Raw genomic sequence first — 23161 nt, 5'->3', positions numbered from 1 at the left:
AACGAGCAACGGAATCTCAGCCAGTTTGGTGATAATGGAAAGTGGGAATTGATGATGTCGGTTCCCACTTTTTTGCCTCCTTCGGGACACCCTTGATGCTGCTTTTTGATGCTGAGATTAATATTTGAGAAGCAGCAATAAAAATTTCACACTCCTCAGAATCAACATCTGCACTATGTTCAACAAATTTCGCGAGTACTTCTTTGAAAAACTGAATATTAGAGGTCTCTAGCTCACCAAGCCAATCCAAAGCAGCATCGTTACCAAATGGTGAGGTATTCCAAGCGCCCATTTGTTTGTTTCCCATCGTTGACATTTATTGATTTGTTCATAATACAAGGTGAATAGCGTAAATGCATCAAAAGGCGATCTTGGCAATAATATTAAATAGACTATTTGGTAATGCCTACTCCCTGCTAAAAGTTAGCTTTCATCATCAGAAGGCCATGCTGCTGAGTTGCTAAAAGTTTCATAACTTAATGGAGAAAGGTGTTCGAACTCTTCATTTATTTTGTGTTCATAGGCTAATGCGGCAAGTTCCAAAAGAGCTTCAAATTCGATGTCCTCGGGCATTTCCTCGGGAGCTGCAAGCACTGAGTTGTAATACTCCTGACCATTAGCTACCACCACACATCGCACATATAGGAACCAGTCAACTGAAAAGTAACCTGCCTTGCCGTACGCGTGATCACCAATATGGCGAGCGTGAGCCTCTGTGTCGAGAGCAAACAACTTTTCTGTCATGATGTCTGCGAAGCGAGCGATATCGTCAACGCTCATAGAGGAAAGGGCTCTAACTGCAGGCCACATAACAGCTTCGTCGTCTCCCGTCTTTTTCCAATTAAACAGCGCAATGATCCGCCAGAACAAGTCTTCAGTCATTGTCATTTCAGCCCAGTTGGGCTGAGTGTATTCTGGTGGTTCGCCCTCAACATAGCCCTTTTTCAGTTTCGAGGCTATCTGCTTGGAAATTTCGGTGTTTGCTTCGTCGATGCTCGCAAAGGTCCTCACTGTTTCTCTGGCTTTTGCGCCAACGCGACCGTTTGAAGCAACATATGCAGTGCCTTTGGCTTCAATGGTCCAAAATTTGTTTGAGAGATCATCTTGATAGTAAAAAGTACGTTTCATAAAAATCCTTTTAAAATAGCGTTGTACTTACTAAATATTACGAATTAGGAATTATCGTGATACATAGAAATTATCGTAAACTCTACTATATAGGTGACTTTCAGGTCGAGAAAATATTCTTTTCTCTTATCATTATGTTTGAAGGTTAATTATCGATTTTAGAAGTAAGGCTAGAAAGCCGGTCTCAATAGGCCACTATCATAGACAATCAGCATATCTTCTTTTCAGCATAATTAGCAGAGCAGCTAGCAAACGATTTGGTCGCGACCGTTTGATTTAGCTTGATATAGTTTTTTGTCACAAATTTCAATCAACTTTTCTTCTGTTTTTGCTTCTTCAATAGTGCATATGCCTGCACTAATTGTAACTTTTATATTATTTGGAAAATTATGAGCTTTAATTACCTCGCATAGCGCTGTTGTTGTTCCGTTTGCTTCTGAAAGCTCGGTATTTTCCATTAAGATTAGAAACTCCTCGCCACCAATTCGAAACAACTTATCCTTTGAGCTTAAGTACGAACAAATAATGGCTGCAAATTGTTTCAGCACTTGATCTCCTATTGGATGTCCATGTGTATCATTTATCCGCTTGAAGTGATCAATATCAACTATAGCGATGCAGCTAATTTGTTTTTTTTCATAGAATAGTTCATATGACTCTCTTAATGAAGACGAGAGTTGACGCCGATTGAAGGCCTTGGTCAAAACGTCGAAATTCAACAATTTCTCCAAGGTTTCGTGTTTTGCCGATAGTTCTTTATTGGATATGTAACTAAAAAAGCTTATACCAACGAGCACAGTACTAAATCTTATGAACATATTTAGCTGAGTATTAAAATATGCTACGAGTATCACGCCACAAACATACACTACATTCGTAATTACCGCATATTTCAGGGGCAGTACAAAATAGATGGCAAATACGCCAAGATATGCCCAATAACTCCCCTCTTCTTGCTGGTTATACAAGGCGTAGCACACTCCAATAGTCATCGCTGGCATAATCCCTAACAGGTTAAGGGGAAGTGAAAAACGTTTTTGTAGAGAAAATCTTAAATTGATGCCACAAAGCGCTGCTGCAATCGAGACTAAAACTGCGGCTAAATAACGCTCTTGATAGATATGATTAACAGTAAAGGGAATTAAAAGTGCAAGCGCGACTGTTGACATCCGTTGCCCAGCTTTGACTAAAAAGTCGATATCTAAATTTTGGTTATCGGGCATTTGTATGCACTTACCTTAATAAGGTCGACGCCTTTTTAATTGGGAACCTATAGTAATTATCGTTCATTTTTAGCATTCCATGACACCTTATTTGCAGTGAATTTTTCACCACTGTTTTTTATGAAATGCTTGAATATGCTAATTACTATTGGTAAAACCAATTGTGTAATTATTTTGTTTAAATTTATCCATATATTTAACCAATTATTAATATTTGATTAACATTTTTGTTGACCAATGCGGATAAGTCCTATTTAATAAATGGTCTAGTTTGAAGTAAATGAAATGACTTGTTCTTGTACTAATAGACAAAGTGTTTTGGCAGTGAGGGATGTTAAGTGCCTGTTTTATTTGTGTTTTAGAAGGGCTTGCAAAAAGTGAACAGCAGATTCACCACATTAAAACTAGACACACTTGATAATAACTATTAGGAAACTAGGATGAACAATTTACAAAAATTAGCGCTCACTGGCTTAAGCCTGTGTGCATTGGCTTTACCCTCTATTGCACAAACTACTGTGGTAATGGAGAAACGTAATACCAATTTCGCGATTGATGGCGGTAATGGTGCAGCGAACAATCGACAAGTTTACTTGTGGAACACAAACACCAGTAACGTTAACCAGCAATGGGAAGAAACCTTCATTGCGCCAAAGTATTACACTTATAAAAAGAAAAACACCAATCATTGCTTAGATGGCGGAAACGGTGCTGCTCGTTTACAAGCTGTTAAGCTATATCGCTGTATTTCAGGTGAACGCAATCAGCATTGGGAAAAAATTCCTCAGGCTAACGGCACATTTCGTTTGAAGAAACGCGGTTTCAGCTATTCTATCGACTGCAACCGTGGCGCAAGCCGTCGTCAAGGATGCTATTTATGGAATTCTGGTGATAGCAACGTAAACCAACATTTCAGCTTTAAAACAGTAGGCAGCAGCGGCGGTTCTGGCGCGTTTGGACTAGATCCTAACCTGCCACCATGGGGTAACTTTGATCTAAAAGACTGGGCTTTAGATGCGCCAAACGCTGATCCTGATGATGGTTTGTCGGCACGCACAACCGACAGAGACTTTGCAAATGGTAATTTGTTTAACGGCTCTGCTCCTTTCTTTTATACCGGCTCCGATGGCGCAATGGTATTTAAGTCTCCGATTAACGGGGCTAAGACATCTTCGAATACAAGTTATCCTCGAAGTGAGCTCCGAGAGATGTTACGACGCGGGAACACGAGCATCAGCACTACAGGTGTGAATGCGAACAACTGGGCCTTGGGTTACCAGCCAAATAATTCAAACATTGGTGCAAAAGAAGGCAAGCTTACGGCGACACTACGAGTAAACAGAGTGACTTCTACTGGCAGCAGTAGTCAGGTTGGCCGAGTGATCATTGGTCAGATTCATGCCGATAATGATGAGCCCGTGCGTCTTTACTATCGCAAGCTACCTGGTAATAGCAAAGGAAGTGTCTATTGGGTGCATGAAATTCGCGATGGTGATGATCTTGATGAATTTGTGCTTGTGGGCAGCGCCTCAAGTAGCGCAAGCAATCCGAGCAATGGTATTGCTCTGAACGAATTGTTCTCGTATGAGATCATTAATGTTGGTGCAAACCTAGAAGTGATTCTTCGCCGAGGTGATCGCGATGGCCCGATTATCGGGCGCAAAAGCATGAACATGAACACTGAAAACAGTGGCTATAACCGCAGTGATGAATGGATGTATTTCAAAGCAGGTGCTTATACACAAAATAACACAGGCAATGGTAATGATTATGACCAGGTGAGCTTCTATCGCTTAGATAACTCTCACTAAGCATACTTTTGAAAGCGTAAGAGGGTTGTGTATATGACCCTCTTTATTCGTTGTATAAAGGAGTAAGTTTATGACTACTTTTAAAGCGATTGGGATATTTTTATTAGGAAGTATTTTTGCCTTATTTACTGTCTTTTTTGCTGATGCACTTTTGAGTGACCCAGTAAATAACGAAAGTACTTTTTTGGGAACTGCCGCTTGTGCTGATGCTCAATTGAGTTCAAGCATCAACTCGATGAATCACGAGCACAATGACAACAACAATCAGGTGGGTGCGGGTACACACTACGATGATGAGCAATTCCTTACTGCCTCTTCGTCGCGAGAAGACAACAAATCACAGGCTCAACGTCGCTTAAGCAATAATGAATCCAGTTTGTTTCAAGACCAAGAAAAGACGCTAAGCTGCGATTTACGGTGTTTAGATGACTTACATACTGCACTATTAAACTCGACTGAGATTAGTGCCGATATGCTTGATCTTGCCAGTGACCACGCCCAAGAATATGCCGATTACCTACTTCAAAATCCAAGCGCACTGCAAACATTAGAGCTAAGCATGCTGCAAATGAATAACGCGCAAGATAAAGAAGTAATAATTTACGTGTTAAGTAAATTACCTGCAGAGCAATTATCTTCAGCTGCTTATCGTTTAAGTACATCTGACAACAGCGAAGACCGCATCGCTGCGGTGAGTCTTCTGGAAGCGTCACTGGCCTCTGGCGCTGATGTGTCTGGTCAATTCAATCTATTAATAAAAGATGAACAAGATGAAAAGGTGTTGATTAGAAGTCTTCAAGCCTTTGACCAAGTGGAAGTTAGCTCGTTAGATGCTGAGACCATGAGTCGCTTGTCGGCACTTGTGATGCAAGGCGATACCGAGAGTATTAGAAAAGCAGCACTATTTGCCAAAATGAATGTAGTAACTAACGATAATGAGTTGCGAGGAGGTGTGTTTAGCATGCTCGACGAAAACTCTGCCGACCTTCAGTTAGCTGGCTTGCAAGCCATGGATTCCATACTAGCTCGGCAAAAATACCGCCCAGAACAAGGAAATTGGCACAACGATAATCAGGTGCGCCAGTCGATTAACAGTATTGCTAATAATATCAGCGCTAACCCGCAACTCCGAATAGAAGCCCTTAATTTGCTCAGTCGACACTTTTAGGTATTCAGTAAGCGCTCAGCCGACCTAAACCATTAGTTTCAAAAGGGTTCTTTTCAACTCGTATATATTCTTGTATATTCAAAAGATAGTATTGATAGGGTCACGACTGCAATGGTCACTATCAGGTTTGTATATTAACAAGGAAGTGCATATGAAGTATCTTTTACCTGCGTTCATTTTAGTAGCTTTAACAGCTTGTAGTGGTGGCGGTTCGAACGAACGTAATGACGGACCTCCTGACGTAGACCCTGCCCCCTCCAACAATGCGCCAACGGCACAAAACGATAGTGCCACTACCAATAATGGACAAGCTGTCACCATCAACGTGTTGGGTAACGATACTGATGCTAACAACGACACTCTTACCATTTCAAGCAACACCCAGCCTCAAAACGGCAGTGTAAGAATAGAGAACAACCAACTTATTTACACACCCAACAGCGCCGCTTTTGCAGGAACTGACACCTTTTCTTATGTAGTAAGTGATTCGCAGGCTACTGCTAGCGCGCAAGTGACAGTAGATGTAACTCAATATACGACTTTTCAGGGGATTGTCGTTGGCAGCAACCTAACAAGTTCACCTATCGTGCGACTTAGCATTGGTGATGAGGTATTCGAATCGCAATTAGACACCCAAGACATGTTTAGCTTCGACTATGAAACATCAACCGTCGATGCTCGAGATCTTGTCTTATCTGTGTTGATAGACGAACGTATAATTTATACCAGTAGAACGATGGCCTTCAGCGACATTGTTGAGCAGCGTGGCACGGAGGTTTTACTGACTTTTGACAACGTGAATGAACTTGTTCTTTCACCATTATCTACCGCGCTAGAGGCTATGGCCTTGAGATACAGTTCAGAGAATCAACGCGCGTTAGAAGAGCAACTTGATGGTGATACTCTGCTTGAACTGGCGGCAATTACTTCGCTAATAGCAGATGGTGAATTGAGCGTTGACGGTGACATTTTAGATGTACTCAATAATGACGCTTTGCTTGAGACATTAGCGCGGTCTTTATTGTTAGATAATGAGTCAGTGAGCCGCTCGTCGGAAAATATTAATGGCGTTGAGGGGACGCTTGCTGTGGGTACGCGATTGGCGAATGCAATAGACACTGTTCGCGACAATGTTGCTCCCTATTATTCTTACCGCAATTCAATACAGGCAACAACTTCGTCAGTAAATGGCAAAAACAGCGCTAAGCTGAATAATGCAAAGGGCGAAGCGAATGCTAAAAATGAAGGTGTGTTGTACGACTTTTATCAACTCAAGCCAAGCTATCAAGGTAGAGTTGCTAGCTATAATTTTGTTGGTGCGCAACTGACTCTCATGGAAGATGGTACTGGCACATATTGGGCTGAATTTGGTAAATCAAGTTTGACTTGGGCAGAAGAGTCAGACGAATTGGTGATCACGTTAGACTCACCCATTATATACCTCTCAAACAGTAGCATTAACGAACTGAATATATTGGGCCTCATCAGTGCAGACTTGTATTCGCAAGCTCGAGTATTTGTAGATGGCAGGATTTTTACTAGTTACATTAACGGTTTTACGCTTACCCGCCTATTTGATGGTGAGAGTGTTGATATTGCATCCACAAATTTTGAAATCAACGTTGTAATGGATGCAGACGTAAGTTTCAGAGATGAAGCACAAACAATTGGCGTAGATGATTATCTTGTATCTCTGGAACAGAATCTAGAATATACCGAAACCTCAGAAGAAAGCTATTTTCCATTTGAAAACGAAGAACTGCCTGGAGTGTGGGGTTTTGCTGTCGCAGCATCCGCTATTAGTCAGTCGCGCAGTGACGACCAAACCGTCTTGGAGAGCATATTTGCTGATAAAGTTACCTTTAATGCTGATGGCACTATGCAGAGTCAATTTCACAGCGTGATGGGTTCATGGTCGATAGATGAAGACGGTGTCTTAACAGTTTCACAAGATGATGGTTGGACCGTGCGTTACACGCGCATTGCTCAAGACCAACAAGCTTTTGGCATGTTGATTAGAGCCAACAATGAAGAGGAAGGTAAAACATTCAGTCAGTTTAGGATGGCAGTGAAACAGTCTGTGACGCGTTTAGATACTGCGACGATAAAAAACAACAGTGTTCTTTGGAACGGTAATTGGGGTTTAAGTAATCCAAATAATTATAATGCTGATGGGTCGTTCAAATCGACGGGTTATTTTGGTTTTCAGTTTTCAAATGGCGATTCATCTTTAAGTTATCTGCTCGGCTTTTTATATAGAATAGGTAGCGAAGTAGAATTCGTTATACGAAACCGTGCTCGTTATTTAGTGGAAAGAGATGACTTACTCATTATGGAGCGACGTCACGATCGCACGCAAAGTGGAATCGATGCTGAATGCGAATTGACTGAACCAAGCTGTATCACATTTTGGAGACGACAGTGGACTCCTTTAGGTCAAACCGAGGATAGGTTCTATGTGCTCGAGCACTTTTACTTCAACATTGATTTAATTGTTGATGGGAACGAGGGAGCGCCTTTGTACATGCAGCCAAGAGGTCGAGTTATTTTTTATGAAAAGATCGACTATCCCGCAGGTTTGCTAGACTAAAAGTAATACAAATATTGATGCTTTCATGCTTCAATTTTGTCGAAAATTATTAAAAAAGGATTTTACATGAGAATATTTACGGCAGCGTCGCTTTTACTATTGGCAAGCGCCTCATTTTCAAGCCAAGCTAACAGCGAAAAGGGCGATTGGTTTGTACATGCTTCAGCACTATCTAGCTTCTATCAATATGAAGAAGATGATGCTCGTGCTGAGTTACCTGAGTCTATAGTGCAATTGCTAGATGCAGATGACTTTCGAGGGGACGATTCAGATTATTTAAATGTAAGTCTTGGCTTGGGCTATTACATTTCTAATGATTTAAATATTAGCCTAACCTACACCGATGATATCGAGCTGAATTTTTTAAGCGGTTTAGATGTTGGTTTTCTTTTTAATGATGTCGATAATGAGCGCCTGCAAAGTGACGGCGAGTTAAAAATGCTCGAACTCGACGCTCAGTATAAGGCTTATCAATTTACACCGTCATTAGCTTTCACTCTAAAGGGTGGCCTTGTTTACAATAAACTCGATATACAAGTGAGTCGCTTCCAAGACAGTAACTTCACGACAATTCTCAATGACTCCCAATCAAAAGTTGGTGTTAAGCTTGGCCTTGGTTTGCAATGGGACTTTAGCGATAACTGGGCGCTGAAAGGTGGCTATAGTCACCTGAGCTTCTTGTCTATGGATAAAGTCTACTTGCAGCTTGAGTACCGTTTCTAGCTTTTTGTAACTTTCAGAAGTCGGCGCATGCCCGCGATACAAAAGCAGTAGACTGCCAGAACTTTAGCTAAAGATGGCGCTTTGCTCGCATTTAAGTCGCGAGCATATACTGTCGGCTTTTCTTACAAGTGTTTTGTTTATGTATAAAAAAAGAATAAATATATCAATAATATCAATTACTTAACTCTGTGGTTCGATTATTGCACGTAAATTTTTGCAAGGAATATTAAGAAAATAAAAACACAATGACGGGATTCAGCTTCGCACGAAGCTCGATACTTAAATTAACTAGGATATTTTGGGGAAACAATCTTGAAACTTTACAAAACACTATGTGCAGCATTACTTTTAGTAGGCGCATCATTTGCAAATGCGAGCGTTATCTTAACTGGCTCAATCGACACTGGTTCAGAAGTTGATTACGTGAGCTTTTCAATGACTAGCGATAGTTTCTTGGAAATTAATGTATTGGCTCGAGGATTCAATGGTTCTCGACTTGATTCTTATATATACCTTTACAGACCTGATGTAAGTGGGGCACTTGTTGGTAGAAATGATGACTCAAGGTCAGGGAATTGGAATGCTGATGGTTCTACTTCGGGCCTAGATTCTTATTTAAACATATTTTTAACTGCTGGAAACTACACCTTAGCAATAGGTGATTTCTTCCTATCTGACACAGATGCTCGTGATGGCTTTAATGAAAGCAATGCTAGTGACACTTTTGTTGGTGCTTACCAAATTACCTTTACAGGTAATGGCTTTGTTACTGACGTACCTGCACCAATTGGTTTATCCCTACTTGGTTTAGGTTTGCTAGGCTTTAGTGTGTCTCGATCAAGACGTAAAGCATAGACTTCAAAATTAGAAAACCCTGCTTTAGCAGGGTTTTTTTGCAAAAGTTTATGTTGTTGGAACCTATATTATAAATGTCCGATACTGGTACACTTTTTTCAAAAACCGAATTCAACCTACACTCTCAGATATCGCCTAGTTTTTTTGAAAAGAACTCATTCGCTTCATCAGACAAACACTGCTTAGAAATATAACTTCTCATTCCGCTGTGGTGAATAAGCCAACCTTTCGGTGTTTGCTCGATAAGTGTAATGTCAGCCCACTTAATTTCACTATTTACGTATTGTGATTCGCTACGAATACTTATTTCGTCGATGCTTAAGGTAAGATTGGTATTCGCAGCTTGGCTGATCATTTGCCGAGCAAGCCACCACGGTCTTCTAAAATAAACACTTAGCGCCTCTACGATGCCCAAAACAACAATGAACCATGCGAAGAAGGCTGCTTCATCAGTAAGGTAGACAATGCTGCTTCCAACAACAAACAAAGCAATGGCTTTCGCATAGGCTTTTGAAGGGCTTTTTTCAACAACAGTCTGGTCGTAGGTTTCACTGTAGTGACTTTTGTTTAAAGTATAGGTTGTCGAATATTGAAAGGCTTTGGTCATGAGATTTTTCAATGAGTATAAAGCTCAAGTCTATCGAAAAATATATGCTGTTTATAGCTTTTACTTTGGTTTAACTTTGAAGTGGTAAACCTAAATGCAGCTACAAATATTGGTGTATTCTTATCTGCGGCTTTTAGGCTGATTTTGGCTAGGTTTAGAGGCAAGGCCTAATGTGTACACCCAGAAAAAAGCCCGCAAATTAGCGGGCTTTTTTGTGTTAGCTAGCAACTGTGCGACCAACATGTCGCTCAATCAATAATGCGTATTGACGCTATAACCCAACTCTCGAAGGCAGTCTTTCCTCGCACTGAGCATTTGTGCTAGGCACTGAACTGATCATTTGTGAGCCGTTTTCACTGTGGAAAACTCGAAAATCTCCATCTAGATCAAAGCGCGCGAGCGTGTATTCAATATCGTTAATGGTCTCTTTGCCTGCCGGTTTAAGTATGGCCTGATAAGTTGTACTTAAAAACTCGATTGTTAACAGCACACTAAAGCTTGAAGGTGAGTCTGAACCAGCACCAAGAAGTGACCAATACCCGGTTACTAGCTCACCACGTGTGTTTCCATCGCCCAGTTCACCAGTATTGGCGTTTGCACCTTTGATAAATTTCACACAGGCGTCGAATCTTCCACTAATAGCGTTAGTAGCGCCTTCGAAATAGAACTCAACTTCGGCGTCGTCGACATCTGATGGTGCGTTACCCAGATCCAAGTCTGATACTTTAAAACTTGTTCCTCCTAAGTTAGCGAAGGGTAGAGCATCTTCAGGCAAAGTCGCAATATCTCTAATCGCCTCTTCGCTTTCAACATCGCTACCGTCGAAGCTATTGCGTGATAAAGCTGTAATATCCGCTGAATCGCTTTTCAAACTATCAATGAGAGTATCTATGAGGTTTTGTTCACTCGTTTCGAAAAAGCCACGCATATTTTCAATTGATGTGTCGTTATTCGTACCCTCGTTCAAACCTTTTATTGTGATAACTTCAATTACTCTCGCGCTAGCGAGGGCGTCGGTAGCATCGAAATTAGGATCATCCATTATAAGCTGCTCAACCACTCTGTTGATATTGGTACCCACGGTTGCAGCTCGTTGAAAACTCCGTTGAATTTGTGAGTCACTTTGATTTGGTAGGTCAAAGTCTTTGCTCTCATACAGTGATTTAGTTTGCGTTTCAGCTACACTGAGAACCGACATTAGCTCTTGGCTTGAAGCTAGCGTTTGGTCAATGCTACTGCCAGAGTTGATCAACTGTTGAGCTAAAGCAGGGTAAACCAAGCTAGAGGCATCATTTGGCGTACCAAACTGGTTGCCTATTTCATCGTAAGTGTCGGTGATCCGGTCAGAAAGCACGGTTACTACCTTATGTACTTTGAGTGATGCATTTAGAAGGTTGGCGTCGATGCCTGTTCCAGCTTTTGTATCCAAGTAGTCAATATTGAGGTCCTGCTCATCAATACCCAAACTATCTAGCACAGCACCTTGATTATCAGACTCTACATTGGTTAGCAAGCTAGTGAGAGGGCTTACAATAGAGCTTCTGACATCTTCCCCTGAATTCGATGTAACTCGTCGACTAAGTTGTCCGGCGAAAGGTTCGCCCGTGAGTACATCGTAGCCACTGTCGATGCGTACCACAACATTGCTATAGGGTATCGATGATAGTAAACAGTATTGTGCTTCTTCAGCTGTCGCATCCTCAGCGCAATAGTCGGTATTTGTGTTCGGGTTAAATGAAAAGAAGCCCTCGTTATCAGTGAAAGCAAAGCTTTCCCACGCATCTCGGGTGCCATTGTTATTGCTGTCTAAAAATACTGTAGCTCTAGCTAAGTAGCCATCTATTGCTCGGCCCGCGAATACCTGCTCACTTGTGCTAACAATATTTATGTCCTGCTCGTCTGAACCGCAAGCGGCCAGCAGTAAGCTCGTGGAAATACACACTGCAATAGCGGACTTTGATAATGTAAGATTTTTCATAATAATTTCCTGTGACTGATTCTGTAAAAGCGATATCACGCCATTGATCAAAACTGTTCTTGTATGCTGAGCGCAAATCCAACTCTGCGGGGTGCTGAGGTGCCGTCAATATCGACGCTGTCTAAGCCATATTCAAAATCAACATTCAAAATATCGAATAGGGTAAAACCGCCGGTGGCGCTTGATGTTTCAAAGCCACCTAAGTTTTTGTGGTAGCCAGCTCGCAGCGATGAAAGTGCGAACCAGTCAGTTTGATAATCAACCGCGCCATGCAACCACTGGTGTTTGTCACCGATAAAGTCGTTGTATTCAGCGAGGTCGAGCGCGGCACTGAGGTACACACCACTACCAACACTGATAAGTCCGTCGATACGTACTTTGGGGTCTTTTACATGTATTTCGTTTTGTGCAATGTCGCCTTGTACTTCACTAAAAAAACGAGCCGCTTCGCAGTTTGAGCGAGAACTTGTATTTTCTGCTAGTGCGTTGCAATTTGCGCCAACCGCGCCGTATTCAAATTCCGGAGAGTTAATGTCTTCAAGCGTTAAACCAAGGCGGTAGGTTTCAGTATCCCAAACAAAGCCGAAGTCGATACCAAAATCGCTACTAGAGTTTTGATTTTGATCATATTCATCTTTAATCAAATCGCCTAGTTCTTCGCCGGCGAGTTGAATGATGGGCAATACCTGTTTACTTAAATCGATACTGATATATTTTGCCTTAACTCCGGCGAACAATGTGCCGCTATCGTTTTTAAATGCTTCACGGCTAAAGCTGAGTGCGAGGGTTGTCTCTAATCCCGATTTTATGTAAAGCGCTGTGGCAGTGGCAAAAGAATCATTTTGGTTATCAAACGAAAGCTCTGAATCGAGAATACTAACGCCACCAATTCCGGCAATGCTTAGGTCGAGACCGAATGCACCATCTAGCGTTTCAGAGTAAAAATAGAAGGGAGTGAGAGGAGCTTGAGCTTGTCCGCTAAATTTGATGTAGCCATTTTCACCTGCAGATTCTAAAACAGCATTGAAGCGGTCGAGAATATCACTGGCATCGTCATCGCTTGAGCTCGGATCGTCGATAATGTCAGCGAGTTCTTCTAGGTCATCTGCGAAATTATCTACTGGACCCAGTTCTAAACTAAAGCCAAAGGAGGGGAAGTAAGCCATACGCATCGACTCACCCTCGGAAAATAACAAAGAATTCATGGCGGGATTTAGCTTCGCTGCGGAAAGTGAATAGGGGGAAGACGAGGGCCCAGTTGTTAATGCAGCGCCATTGCCTGATATTGGTCCGCTAGCGCTTGCTTGAAATGATGCGGCTATTGAGCATGACAATAGCGTGGCGACGAGAATATTTTTCATTCTTATGCCCTTTGATTGAGTTGTTTGGTTAATTTTGATGGCTATGTTTTGGTGATCTGTTTGCTGAAACAACTGGCGCGGAAAGCGCAACAGCGAGAGCGAAATATAAACTAATCGCTACACTTCAAAATGATAGCAATGTATCTATAGGTATTTTTTTACATACTAGTGAATTTGATTCAAGCAAGATGGTGAGCTTTTAGTCTTAAATTACGGTCAGCTCGTATGTGTATTATTAATTTACCTTAGGTCACAATTTAACAATGCAGAATAATAAAGAAAAACTAGGAAGTTCGAAATTAGTCAGCGGAATCGCAGCGCGATACTTAGTGATGGTCATCACCTTTGTTAGCCTAAGTTTAACTGGTTGTGCTAGTTACGATTACGATGCAAAGGTAAAACTCGGCGACAAGATGATTTCGGTCGTTGGCGAGTCACTTGAAGGAACACAAGTGTCGATACCTGAAGATTTTAAGGGTAACAAAACCTTGCTAATCTTCGGCTTCATTCATAAGTCGCAATTTGATATCGACCGTTGGCTCATCGGCTTGGATATGACCCAAACCAAAGTCGATGTATACGAAATTCCTACTTTGAAGGGGATGTTCCCTGAAATGTTTAGTGTCTTCATCGACGATGCCATGCGTGAAGGCATTCCTAAAGAAATCTGGAAAGGTGTGTTAACGGTTTACGGTGACGGCGAGGAGGTACAGCGCTTCACCGGTAATCAGAAACCGAAAAACGCGCGAGTTATGTTACTTGATGAAAATGGAACGGTAATTCACTTTTACGACCGCGGGTTTTCCGTTGATGCCCTAAATGACCTAAGAGCAAAGCTGAATTAATCAGCTTTGCGACAATCTTGCTCTGGGGCCAAGCTTACTGCTGGGTCCCAAATTCGATCCCAGAGTCGGCCCAGGGCACTTGGGTCGGGGCGCTTTGTTGTTTTCTGCATATCTCCAAGTTCAACTTTGCCTTCTTCAATCCTGCCTACATTAAAATTAAAGACATAAAAGCACTCAGCTCCCATACGAAGGTCAGACAACACAACATCGTCACCATTTTGGCTCACTGAGTAAAGCCCTTTGGTAAACCACTGCAAGCGCTCTACTTCCCATTCATTCTCAATACTATTCAACAAAGACGTTTTGCTGGGATAGGCATAAAAGCTTACTTCTTCAGAGCTATCAAAAACTGAAGCGTAGATTTCATAGTAAGCATCGTCGGTTACCGCCACAGCGCGCCATAGCAAAGTAGTGAGGGGGGCGGGTGTACTCTCATAAGCACTGGCTTGAATATTCTTATCTTTCAGCGCAATTTCAATTTTATTGTCGATGGCTACCTTCGCTGCAAGGCTCCAAGCTACATACAATGAGCTGAGTACCAAGCCCAGCAGGTTCACGCTAATTGTTCTTTTGCTTGGTAATTTTGCAAACAACACAAAGCCCAAAGTAATCAATAGAGGAAGCGTGTAGAGAGGGTCAATAATGAATAGGTTAGAGATACCTACCGGATATTCTGTGAGAGGCCACATTAGCTGAGTCCCATAAACGGTAAAACTGTCGATGAGAGCATGAGTAGATAGCGTCAAAAATACAAAACATGACCATCGAAGTATCATGCTTTTATTTGAGTATTGCGAAGCATATTCAGCGGTATTTTGCTTGGGTGTGGGCCCGCTATCGTTAAATAAGTATCTACCTTGGTAAAAATGGTGAAAAAGCCAAGCAAATAATGGGCTCAGCAATAAGTGCACGATAAAAGAATGGCTAAAGCCACGATGGTAAGTGAATGCCTGTACCTCACCACCATAGGGAAGGAATACATCGAGGTCGGGCAAGGTGCCAAGCGCAGCGCCATAAAGCACGGCTTTTCGGCCAAGTTGCTTGCCCATCACGGCATAACCAACTGCACCGCCCAACGCTATCTGTGTTAATGAATCCATGAAGTAAAGCATCCCAATCGTGCGCTAAAAGAAATCTCGCATAAGCAAATAACAAGCTAAGAGTATAGATATTAAGTTAGTGAGTACAAATAAATTATTTGCAATAGGTGTATTGGTGATGTATAACACTAGCTATTGGTGTGTTGGTGAGGTATTACACGCACTAACATCATTATAATTTTCAAAAAGGACGACAATATGGCTACTCAGTGGGATGGTGACATTCCAATCTATGTGCAGCTCTACCAACAAGTGATCCGCCGAATACTCGACGATCATTTGTTGGAAGGTGAAGCACTTCCCTCGGTACGAAAAGTAGCGTCGGAATATCAGTTGAATCCAGTCACAGTATCAAAAGCTTATCAAATGCTGCAAGAGGAAGAGATAGTGGAAAAACAGCGCGGAAAAGGATTGTTTATCAAAGAAGGTGTTAAAAAAGTGATTCTCGCACGAGAGCGCATCAATTTTTTAGAAAAAGAATGGCCGGTCGTGCTGGATCAAATCGCGAGACTTAATCTGTCAGCTGAAGACTTGCTGGCGGATCGACAAGGAGGCAAGTAATGAATCCATTAATATCAATCAAAGGCCTGTGCAAGTCTTACGGTAAAAAAGCCGTACTAGATGATGTCAATTTATCGGTATTTCCGGGTCAAATACTAGGGCTGGTTGGCCCAAATGGGGCTGGGAAATCTACCTGTTTGCATGCCTTATTAGGCTTAACCTCATATACAGGCGATGTTGAGGTTAATGGTTATAATCCAAATAAACAACGCATTAAGATGTTAAGCGAGGTGGCTTACATTTCAGACGTTGCTGTATTGCCGACATGGTTAAAGGTGAGTGAAGCCTTAAGTTATATGAATGGTGTGCACCCAAATTTTGACCTTGAGAAAGCAAAGACCTTTTTGGCAAAAACCAATATAGAGGCTTCAGCTAAAGTCAAAACTCTTTCAAAAGGTATGGTTACACAATTGCATTTGGCTCTTATTTTGGCTGTAGACGCTAAAGTGTTAGTGCTCGACGAACCTACTTTAGGTTTAGATATACTCACACGTAGACAGTTTTATAATCATTTATTAGAAGACTTTTACACAGAAGAAAAGTGCATTGTTATTACCACTCACCAGATTGAAGAAATCGAAAACATACTTACCGATGTTGCCTTTATTCAAGAGGGTAAAATCGTGCTTGCTGAGAGCTGTGAGAGCTTAACATCGCGCTACCAAATTTTAGCTGTTGATAATGATTTTAGGGAGCAAGCTGAGCAGTTAAATCCTTTGTATACCACTCGTATGATGGGCTTAACAAGTATGCTTATTGATATGCAGACACTTCCAGAAGGTCAACACTTGAATGAATTGGGTAAAACACAGGCAGCCTCTTTAGCGGATATTTTTGTGGGGCTAATGAGCAAGGACGAAGTGCAAGGAGAATTACAATGAATTACCGACAAATCATAAGCACCTTCAAGCGCGAAATATGGGAGTACAAACGTACATTCGTGATGGCTCCATTAATTATTTCAGGCTTGCTATTGTCAATGATATTGCTTGAATTGGTCACCTTGGATAGCCATCAAGTTGATAACATCGGAAAGCTGCTAGACGCGACTCAAAATGCTGAGGGCATCAACGCCATCGAAAAATCAAGTTATGCCGCGGTATCGGGCGTATTTGTTATATTCCTGATTATTGCTGGTTTTGTTCAGCTAAAGTATTTTCTATCTTGCTTATATGATGAGCGGCGTGACAAATCCATCTACTTTTGGCGCAGCTTGCCCGTATCTGATTTACAAAACGTAGTTGTAAAGTTTATTACCGGAGCGTTTATAGTGCCGATCGCTTTTATAATCAGTGCAACGGTTTTTGCTACGCTGGCTTTTATTATTTTTATCGTTGGTGTTGGTATTATGGGCGCTGGTGGTGAGGGCAGTTTGTGGGACTTTATTGTGACTTTTGAGCTATTTTCGCCTCTTTGGTTAGTGTTACTCGCTTTAGTACCCGTTGTGTTGTGGCTATTTCCTTTGTTTGCATGGTTGATGTTAGCGTCGATGATTGCCGAGAGAGCCGCCTTTCTATGGGCAGTCTTTCCTGTTGTTGTATTGCTACTCGGCGAGGTGATTTTAGTGAAAGGTTTTAATAGTGGCAGCTTTTATTTCGTGTACCTGTTGAGAGATTATTTTGCCTTTTCACCAACCGACCCAGAACTTGCTCAATTGGCTGTGCATTTCGGGGTGTCGAGTTCTCCATATTTTCTGAGTCAAGCCGTGCTCACTAAAGTTGGTGTTGCGCCTCTCACTTTAGGGGTAATATTGATGGGGGCGACATATTGGTTGCGAGTGAAACGTAGTCATGTATAAGGCTTTATAGCGCTAGGGCGCGAAGCCCTGGTTAAGAGTATAACGACAAAGGCCACTAAGTTTTGCAGCTTAGTGGCCTTTTTCATAGTGTTGTCATTGACGACTAATTTTGTTGAGAATTAAGACTGTTCTGCATCTGGGAGTTTGCTCAAAATCTCGCTGACATGACGGCTTACTTCGCTGAGGTCGCTTCTTTTGTCGCTGACATCTAGCTTTTTCTTTGCGGCTCCAAACCACACCTGCTGACGTCTTTCACGGTCAAAAATATCTATGGCTAGCGAGCCCTCTACATATGTTTTAACATCTTGGTCGCCAACGACTTCCAAAAATTCACTTCCCCATCGGCCGTTTTCAGAAAAATAACTCGGTGCTTTCTCTGCTTTTACTTTGTTCTGAGCACCAATTGAGAAGAGAACAACTAAATCTGCTTGCGATTGATCTTCAATAAAGCGATAGCCTTTTGTTTCTAATTTAGTTTTTATTTGCTGTCTTACTTCCATGCCAATTTCATCTGCAATTGGATAATCACTTCTTACAAACATAGGACCTTGTTTAGGCCACGAAAATGTTTGATAGCTGTCATTTTCAATATTAGTTTCGGTATAAATACTTGTTTCAGAGGCGCAAGATGCCAAAAATACGATGGCAAAAATAGCCACTAAGCGTTTTATTGTTGTGTCTAACATAATCATTATCCTTGTGATTAAAAAGAGTCCTTAAGCTGAGCTATGCTGATAAATAGAGAAATTCATCTAGTAATAGCAACAAGCTTGAATTCAAATATAGCAGAACAGGTTTATTTTTGTACAGCTCAGTATGGCGTTTTACAGTTGCCGTATAGCTTTCATGCGAGACAAGTGCATGAGTTTTTTTAAGAATGTGTGTTAACCTACTTCAACTACACAAGGGTCATACGCAAGGAAGAAAAATGAAAATAAACAATAAGATCTCTAACGCTAAGAACGCCGCGAAGCACTCTTTGTCATTGTTAGTACTCTCTTTTATCGCCTTCTTAAGCTCCTTAGTGATGGCGCAAGAAGGAAGTGATATTTATATCGGTAAATTAAATCTTCTCGATAAGGAAGCAATCAGCGACCTGAAGCGCATTACCGAAAATGGCCAATACACGAATCAGCCCTATTTTTTTGGACACAACACCATTTTTTATACTCAAGCGCTTGAGCTTCCCAGCGCCAGTGATGAGCCTGCATCAGTCCAAATGGATATTTTTGAATATAATATAGATACTGAACTAACGCGCAATTTTTCAAATTCAAGCGAAAGTGAATATTCGCCGACACCTCTGCCAAACAGTAAAGGTATGTCGGTTATTCGGGTAAATGAACAAGGTAAGCAAGAGTTATGGCGCCTCAACGAGAAGGGCTCAGCAGTCGAACACTTAGTGCCTGCAATTGAACCTGTCGGTTACCAGTTATGGTTGAACCAGCACGAAATGCTACTTTTTGTATTGGGTGAACCGCACACTCTTCAAAAGGTTGATATTAAGCAACCGGAAAGCCCAGGTACAGTTGTCGACACTAATATCGGTGCTAGTCTCTATCGCTTTAAACAATCAGATTGGTATCTGTATTCAAAGGCAGAAGACGATTCGGTCGATAATGCCGTTAAAAATAGCTTAAAAGCATACAACCATAAAAGCGGTACAACCCTTGTTGTGAGTGATCTACCTTTAACCAGTCAGTACTTTGCCCTAAGCCCGACAGGACATGTTATTAGTAGTGATGGTAAGCATATTTATCAGCGTCAACTCATGCTCAAAGACAAGCAACTACAGGCAGTTTCAGAATGGCAAAAGGTTGAACTGGAGCATGATAAGTGCGATTCGGGTGTATCTCGAATGAATGTTGCAAGTCATAGTGGGCTGATTGCCCTAGTGTGTCCACATTAATCTCTATTTATACGAGCCGGTACTCACGTTAGTCAGTATCTAGATGAGCATAGCCGCACCAGTTGCTTGAATGGGGAGGTGATTAAATAACGTTCAATCAAATTCGTTTATTGTCGATACGCTTGTTATGAAACTTCTTTCTTCTTTATCGAGTCAATCAAAAAATTACTTAGTTGCCTTGGCGCTTTGTATGACTGCGTTTCTAATAAATGAGTACGGGTCGTTAGACATATACGGTGCTATCTCTATTTATATGGGAAGTGTTGCGGCCCTATTGTCTTTGCTTGTGCTTCCTCTGCGCTTGAGCTTGGCAGTGTTTGCTACCAGCGTGCTAACTTTTTATTTGCAAATAAGTTCTACCTCCTTTGCATTGGTGCAAGCAGCGGAGTATTTATTCGTACTCGCTATGATCAGATTAAAGGTTCGCTTTTTGATTGCGGTCTTTTCTTATTGGATATTCATAGGTTTTCCAGCCGTTTTTGGCATATTCCTTTTCGATCATCAGTCTATACAAACCGCACTTTTTGTTGCCGTTACCATCGGCCTCAATGGCTTTGTATGTGGTATTTTTGCCATATTTATATTTTGGTTCGTACCATCTCAGAGTCAATTTAGGGCTTATAACCCCGTCCCTCCTCGCTTTGCCAAAGTCGTATTTGAACTGTGTATCGTGAGTGTAATTTTGCCAACAGTATTAGTAACACTGGTGTTCACATGGCGCTCAACTCAAGAAACCGAAAAGCAACTCAATGAACAACTTTTAAATGCTGCATTTCAGGTAGATAGCTCGATTAGCGAGCGCTTGTCGCATAATCTTCATTCGGTAAAGCAGACGGCAGTGGCGCTTAATAAGCTCGATAACCCTGATGAAGCGCACAGTATTCTTAATCTTGCGGCAAATGGTAATGCTGATATTGAGAGTATGATCGTTGTTGATCAAGACGGGTTTATTACAGCACTAGCACCCGAAAAATACGCCAGGTATTTACCCACATATCAGCAAAAAAATATCTCCGAGCGGGAGTATTTTGCACGCACGAAGCAAGAGAAGACCGCCTATGTATCGGATGTTATTGAAGGCCAAGGCATTGGCACGATGGACATTGTCGCAGCGACAGCGCCGCTGTTTAAGGACGGAGCTTTCACTGGCATTGTTCAAGGAGCTACCAAACTCGATACCTTGTTAGATGAACGTGTGATATCGCGCATAGAAGGTGATGGCATAGCCTTAGTTCTAACCGATTCGTCTGGCGTTATTGTTTATAGCTCCAAAGAGCTGCTATTGGAGCAACTCGACTCATTTGATTTGCAACCGGCATTTCATATGTTTTTACGTCAGGCACCTGCTTTGAACGCTAATGGTTTGGCTTTTATGTATGGCACTAGCAGCAGTGAATTTGGGTGGCAGATTTACGCTTTAGCGCCGCCCACTAAGGTGTTTAGAAATATCGTAAATTACTTCTTGTACATCGGTATTACCTTCTTAATTTCAGTGTTGCTCGTTGGTTTGTTGGCAAAACGTCTTTCCGCAATTATCACCAAACCTTTGGTGAATCTGGAGCGTTTTCTTGCGGGTAAGGTGGAAGGTAAAGAAATTATGCCGGAGTCAACAATCAGTATTGAAATGGTGACGGTAACGAATAGCCTAATAGATGCGAAGCAAGTTGCTGAAAACTTTCAGGCTGAACTTAAGCAACAGGTGTCAGATAAAACGCAAGAGCTGCAGGGTGCCAATGAAAAGCTACTGTACGCTTCTCAAATTGATGCGCTTACCGGTATTTATAATCGGGGAGCTTTTGACGACTTCTCCAAAAAAGCCTTTAACCTTTACGTGCGAGAAAAGACGCCTTTCTCCGTTGTGCTGATCGACATTGATCACTTCAAGAAGGTAAATGATAACTTCGGCCACATGGCAGGTGATGAGTGCATCGTAAAAGTGGCAAAAGCTCTTCTCGACACTAGCAAGCGAGACAGCGATATTATCGCTCGTTACGGCGGTGAGGAGTATATAATGATGCTGTCGGGAACGACGCACTTTGATTATGTTGAAGCGATACGCAAAGAAATCGAGGCTGCTGTTATCTCCGTCGACGGCAACGATATCAAGTTAACGATAAGCGCAGGGATTGTCACCATTAACAATGACTTCTCGTTGAAGCTCGAAAAGCTGATATCTTTAACCGATGAACTGCTCTACGATAGTAAGCGCAATGGCAGGAATCAGACTACTCATGTTGTGTTGTAAGTCCGAGGGCACTTGCTAACTTCGAGGCTTCGTTCTCGAATCGTAGTTGACGACGTTTACTCCAGATGTACCAAGGTACAAAAATAACGAGTACAAGCCCGAAGGAGCGCGCAAAAATCGACAGCAAATGTTGATAATCGTAGTCCCTCATTGCGCCATCTATTGTAAGAAATGCAACAACTGCAATAGCAACTATCCATGATGTGTGTTTGTTTATACGCGAGATTAGCGCATTGTTTCGTAGTTGTTTAATTAGTGTTTCAGCGTAATCGGAAGTTGCTTTAGTGCTCGAAAATGCGCTAATCGAACGCAGCTTTATAAAGTAGGCTACCATCACAATGCCTGCAATAAGGTTGATAAAGAAGAAAGGGATAATGGGAGCAGCGTATTTATTCTCGTCAATGAGCACCATCACCATGACAAGTGGCACCAAGCCAAGCACATCGACCGCCATATATAAACGCTGCTTGTTTCGTTGCAATCGTGCTTGTTTTGCAATGTTCTCGAAATCAACATTAAAAGAGCTCTGTTCTTGCCACAGCGCCTCAAAAGAGTCTTGAATCTCAGATGCTCTAGTATCGGATTTTGTATTCATTTCTTAACACTCCTAGCGTTGACTCGGCTTTCGATAGACGTCATTTTGTTTTTCAACTCGCTTTTTATTCTGGAAATGGACACACCAACATTATTCGCCGTGAGGCCAGTTATTTCTGCAATTTCTTTATTTCCACAGCCTTCCATTGAGAGCGTTATAATTTGTCTGTTGGTGATATTGAGCTCGCGCACGGCTGTGAGCAATGAGCTCAACTTTTGGCTTTGTATAATTTGATTTTCAACACTCAAATGAGAAGCTGTTCGGCTAGCTTCTGCTGGATCGGGATCGTGGCTCCTATTCTCTGTTGTATCAGAAATATCGCTACTTTTAATCCTATTCGCCTCTTTGGCTACATGAGAAATACAGCGGTTATGAGCTATTTTTAATAAGTAGGTTTTAAGGCTCGCGTCCTCATTGAAGCGAGGCAATGCTTGCCAACAGGCCATGCATATCTCCTGATAAAGCTCTTGGCGAATGGCTTCGTTGGCCTCATAAGTTGTCGCTACTCTTGAGAGTAGAGCGCCATATTCCTTCATGACAGTGTTGAAGCGTTCACTCAATGTTGTGATCCACGATATTTTTTACTTGATATGAATAGTCTGGCGTTTTGCAAAATTATTACAAATGTTTCTGTAATAAAATTCAAAGGTCTAAGACTAGAGTA

The 23161-nt window shown here is 41.8% G+C and carries 21 protein-coding genes; 11 read left to right on the top strand and 10 right to left on the bottom strand.

The features are described from left to right. Nucleotides 1-16: 16 nt before the first annotated feature. The 3 genes from ISG33_RS12825 to ISG33_RS12815 form a co-directional block, all read right to left on the bottom strand. Nucleotides 17-316: a DUF4259 domain-containing protein gene (locus ISG33_RS12825; protein WP_195734012.1), complete on the bottom strand. Its 300-nt coding sequence runs from the start codon at nucleotides 314-316 to the stop codon at nucleotides 17-19. A 107-nt stretch (nucleotides 317-423) separates the two neighbouring features. Continuing rightward, a complete protein-coding gene (locus ISG33_RS12820; protein WP_195734011.1) occupies nucleotides 424-1128 on the bottom strand; it encodes a DUF4240 domain-containing protein in 705 nt (234 codons plus the stop codon). A gap of 245 nt (nucleotides 1129-1373) precedes the next feature. Further along, nucleotides 1374-2351 carry a GGDEF domain-containing protein gene (locus ISG33_RS12815; RefSeq protein ID WP_195734010.1) on the bottom strand — a complete coding sequence of 326 codons (978 nt, stop codon included), beginning with the start codon at nucleotides 2349-2351 and terminating at the stop codon, nucleotides 1374-1376. A 440-nt stretch (nucleotides 2352-2791) separates the two neighbouring features. Between ISG33_RS12815 and ISG33_RS12810 the strand changes: the two genes are divergently transcribed. From ISG33_RS12810 to ISG33_RS12790, 5 genes are all read left to right on the top strand, one after another. Then, on the top strand, nucleotides 2792-4162 hold the full coding sequence (locus tag ISG33_RS12810; RefSeq protein WP_195734009.1) for a polysaccharide lyase family 7 protein: 1371 nt from the start codon (nucleotides 2792-2794) through the stop codon (nucleotides 4160-4162). Between the two features lie 70 nt (nucleotides 4163-4232). Then, nucleotides 4233-5330, top strand: a complete 1098-nt coding sequence (locus ISG33_RS12805) for a hypothetical protein (RefSeq protein ID WP_195734008.1) — start codon at nucleotides 4233-4235, stop codon at nucleotides 5328-5330. A 151-nt stretch (nucleotides 5331-5481) separates the two neighbouring features. Beyond that, nucleotides 5482-7920 carry an Ig-like domain-containing protein gene (locus ISG33_RS12800; protein WP_195734007.1) on the top strand — a complete coding sequence of 813 codons (2439 nt, stop codon included), beginning with the start codon at nucleotides 5482-5484 and terminating at the stop codon, nucleotides 7918-7920. Between the two features lie 66 nt (nucleotides 7921-7986). Beyond that, nucleotides 7987-8643, top strand: coding sequence for an outer membrane protein (locus ISG33_RS12795; RefSeq protein WP_195734006.1), 657 nt, complete (start codon nucleotides 7987-7989; stop codon nucleotides 8641-8643). A 312-nt stretch (nucleotides 8644-8955) separates the two neighbouring features. After that, nucleotides 8956-9498: a DVUA0089 family protein gene (locus ISG33_RS12790; RefSeq protein ID WP_195734005.1), complete on the top strand. Its 543-nt coding sequence runs from the start codon at nucleotides 8956-8958 to the stop codon at nucleotides 9496-9498. Nucleotides 9499-9622: 124 nt separating this feature from the next. Here the strand turns inward: ISG33_RS12790 and ISG33_RS12785 are convergent, their stop codons facing one another. From ISG33_RS12785 to traF, 3 genes are all read right to left on the bottom strand, one after another. After that, complete coding sequence (locus ISG33_RS12785; RefSeq protein ID WP_195734004.1) at nucleotides 9623-10105, bottom strand: YcxB family protein; 483 nt, start codon at nucleotides 10103-10105, stop codon at nucleotides 9623-9625. A gap of 271 nt (nucleotides 10106-10376) precedes the next feature. Next, nucleotides 10377-12083: a hypothetical protein gene (locus ISG33_RS12780; protein ID WP_195734003.1), complete on the bottom strand. Its 1707-nt coding sequence runs from the start codon at nucleotides 12081-12083 to the stop codon at nucleotides 10377-10379. A gap of 47 nt (nucleotides 12084-12130) precedes the next feature. Further along, the gene (gene traF, locus ISG33_RS12775; RefSeq protein ID WP_195734002.1) at nucleotides 12131-13444 is read right to left on the bottom strand and encodes a conjugal transfer protein TraF; all 1314 of its coding nucleotides are present in this window, start codon (nucleotides 13442-13444) and stop codon (nucleotides 12131-12133) included. 332 nt (nucleotides 13445-13776) lie between these two features. Here traF and ISG33_RS12770 point away from each other — a divergent pair, with 332 nt between their 5' ends. Beyond that, the gene (locus tag ISG33_RS12770) at nucleotides 13777-14289 is read left to right on the top strand and encodes a hypothetical protein (protein ID WP_195734406.1); all 513 of its coding nucleotides are present in this window, start codon (nucleotides 13777-13779) and stop codon (nucleotides 14287-14289) included. Here the strand turns inward: ISG33_RS12770 and ISG33_RS12765 are convergent. Continuing rightward, nucleotides 14286-15389, bottom strand: a complete 1104-nt coding sequence (locus ISG33_RS12765) for a metal-dependent hydrolase (protein ID WP_195734001.1) — start codon at nucleotides 15387-15389, stop codon at nucleotides 14286-14288. The genes ISG33_RS12770 and ISG33_RS12765 overlap by 4 nt on opposite strands. 198 nt (nucleotides 15390-15587) lie before the next feature. On the opposite strand from ISG33_RS12765, the gene ISG33_RS12760 reads away from it, so the two are divergent. The 3 genes from ISG33_RS12760 to ISG33_RS12750 are packed head-to-tail and all read left to right on the top strand — an operon-like array spanning nucleotide 15588 to nucleotide 17748. Next, entirely contained in the window at nucleotides 15588-15950 is a 363-nt protein-coding gene (locus ISG33_RS12760) for a GntR family transcriptional regulator (protein ID WP_195734000.1), read from the top strand. Beyond that, entirely contained in the window at nucleotides 15950-16831 is an 882-nt protein-coding gene (locus ISG33_RS12755; RefSeq protein ID WP_195733999.1) for an ABC transporter ATP-binding protein, read from the top strand. The genes ISG33_RS12760 and ISG33_RS12755 overlap by 1 nt, the downstream gene beginning before the upstream one ends. Then, the gene (locus ISG33_RS12750; RefSeq protein ID WP_195733998.1) at nucleotides 16828-17748 is read left to right on the top strand and encodes a hypothetical protein; all 921 of its coding nucleotides are present in this window, start codon (nucleotides 16828-16830) and stop codon (nucleotides 17746-17748) included. The genes ISG33_RS12755 and ISG33_RS12750 overlap by 4 nt, the downstream gene beginning before the upstream one ends. 119 nt (nucleotides 17749-17867) lie before the next feature. On the opposite strand, the gene ISG33_RS12745 is transcribed toward ISG33_RS12750, so the two are convergent. Beyond that, entirely contained in the window at nucleotides 17868-18434 is a 567-nt protein-coding gene (locus ISG33_RS12745) for a DUF4136 domain-containing protein (RefSeq protein WP_195733997.1), read from the bottom strand. A 242-nt stretch (nucleotides 18435-18676) separates the two neighbouring features. Between ISG33_RS12745 and ISG33_RS12740 the strand changes: the two genes are divergently transcribed. Both ISG33_RS12740 and ISG33_RS12735 read left to right on the top strand, forming a co-directional pair. Beyond that, the gene (locus tag ISG33_RS12740) at nucleotides 18677-19657 is read left to right on the top strand and encodes a TolB-like translocation protein (RefSeq protein ID WP_195733996.1); all 981 of its coding nucleotides are present in this window, start codon (nucleotides 18677-18679) and stop codon (nucleotides 19655-19657) included. A gap of 190 nt (nucleotides 19658-19847) precedes the next feature. Beyond that, nucleotides 19848-21902 (top strand): sensor domain-containing diguanylate cyclase, encoded by a 2055-nt coding sequence (locus ISG33_RS12735; protein WP_195733995.1) that lies wholly within the window; start codon nucleotides 19848-19850, stop codon nucleotides 21900-21902. Here the strand turns inward: ISG33_RS12735 and ISG33_RS12730 are convergent. Then, entirely contained in the window at nucleotides 21883-22497 is a 615-nt protein-coding gene (locus tag ISG33_RS12730; RefSeq protein ID WP_195733994.1) for a hypothetical protein, read from the bottom strand. The genes ISG33_RS12735 and ISG33_RS12730 overlap by 20 nt on opposite strands. Beyond that, on the bottom strand, nucleotides 22494-23057 hold the full coding sequence (locus ISG33_RS12725; protein WP_229333584.1) for an RNA polymerase sigma factor: 564 nt from the start codon (nucleotides 23055-23057) through the stop codon (nucleotides 22494-22496). Before ISG33_RS12725 ends, ISG33_RS12730 begins: the two co-directional genes overlap by 4 nt. Between the last annotated feature and the right edge of the window lie 104 nt (nucleotides 23058-23161).

This window comes from Marinibium conchae (assembly GCF_015595035.1).
Taxonomy (GTDB): domain Bacteria; phylum Pseudomonadota; class Gammaproteobacteria; order Enterobacterales; family Alteromonadaceae; genus Glaciecola.
Note: the sequence above shows the minus strand (reverse complement) of the source record. Positions and strands in the feature narration are given on the sequence as shown.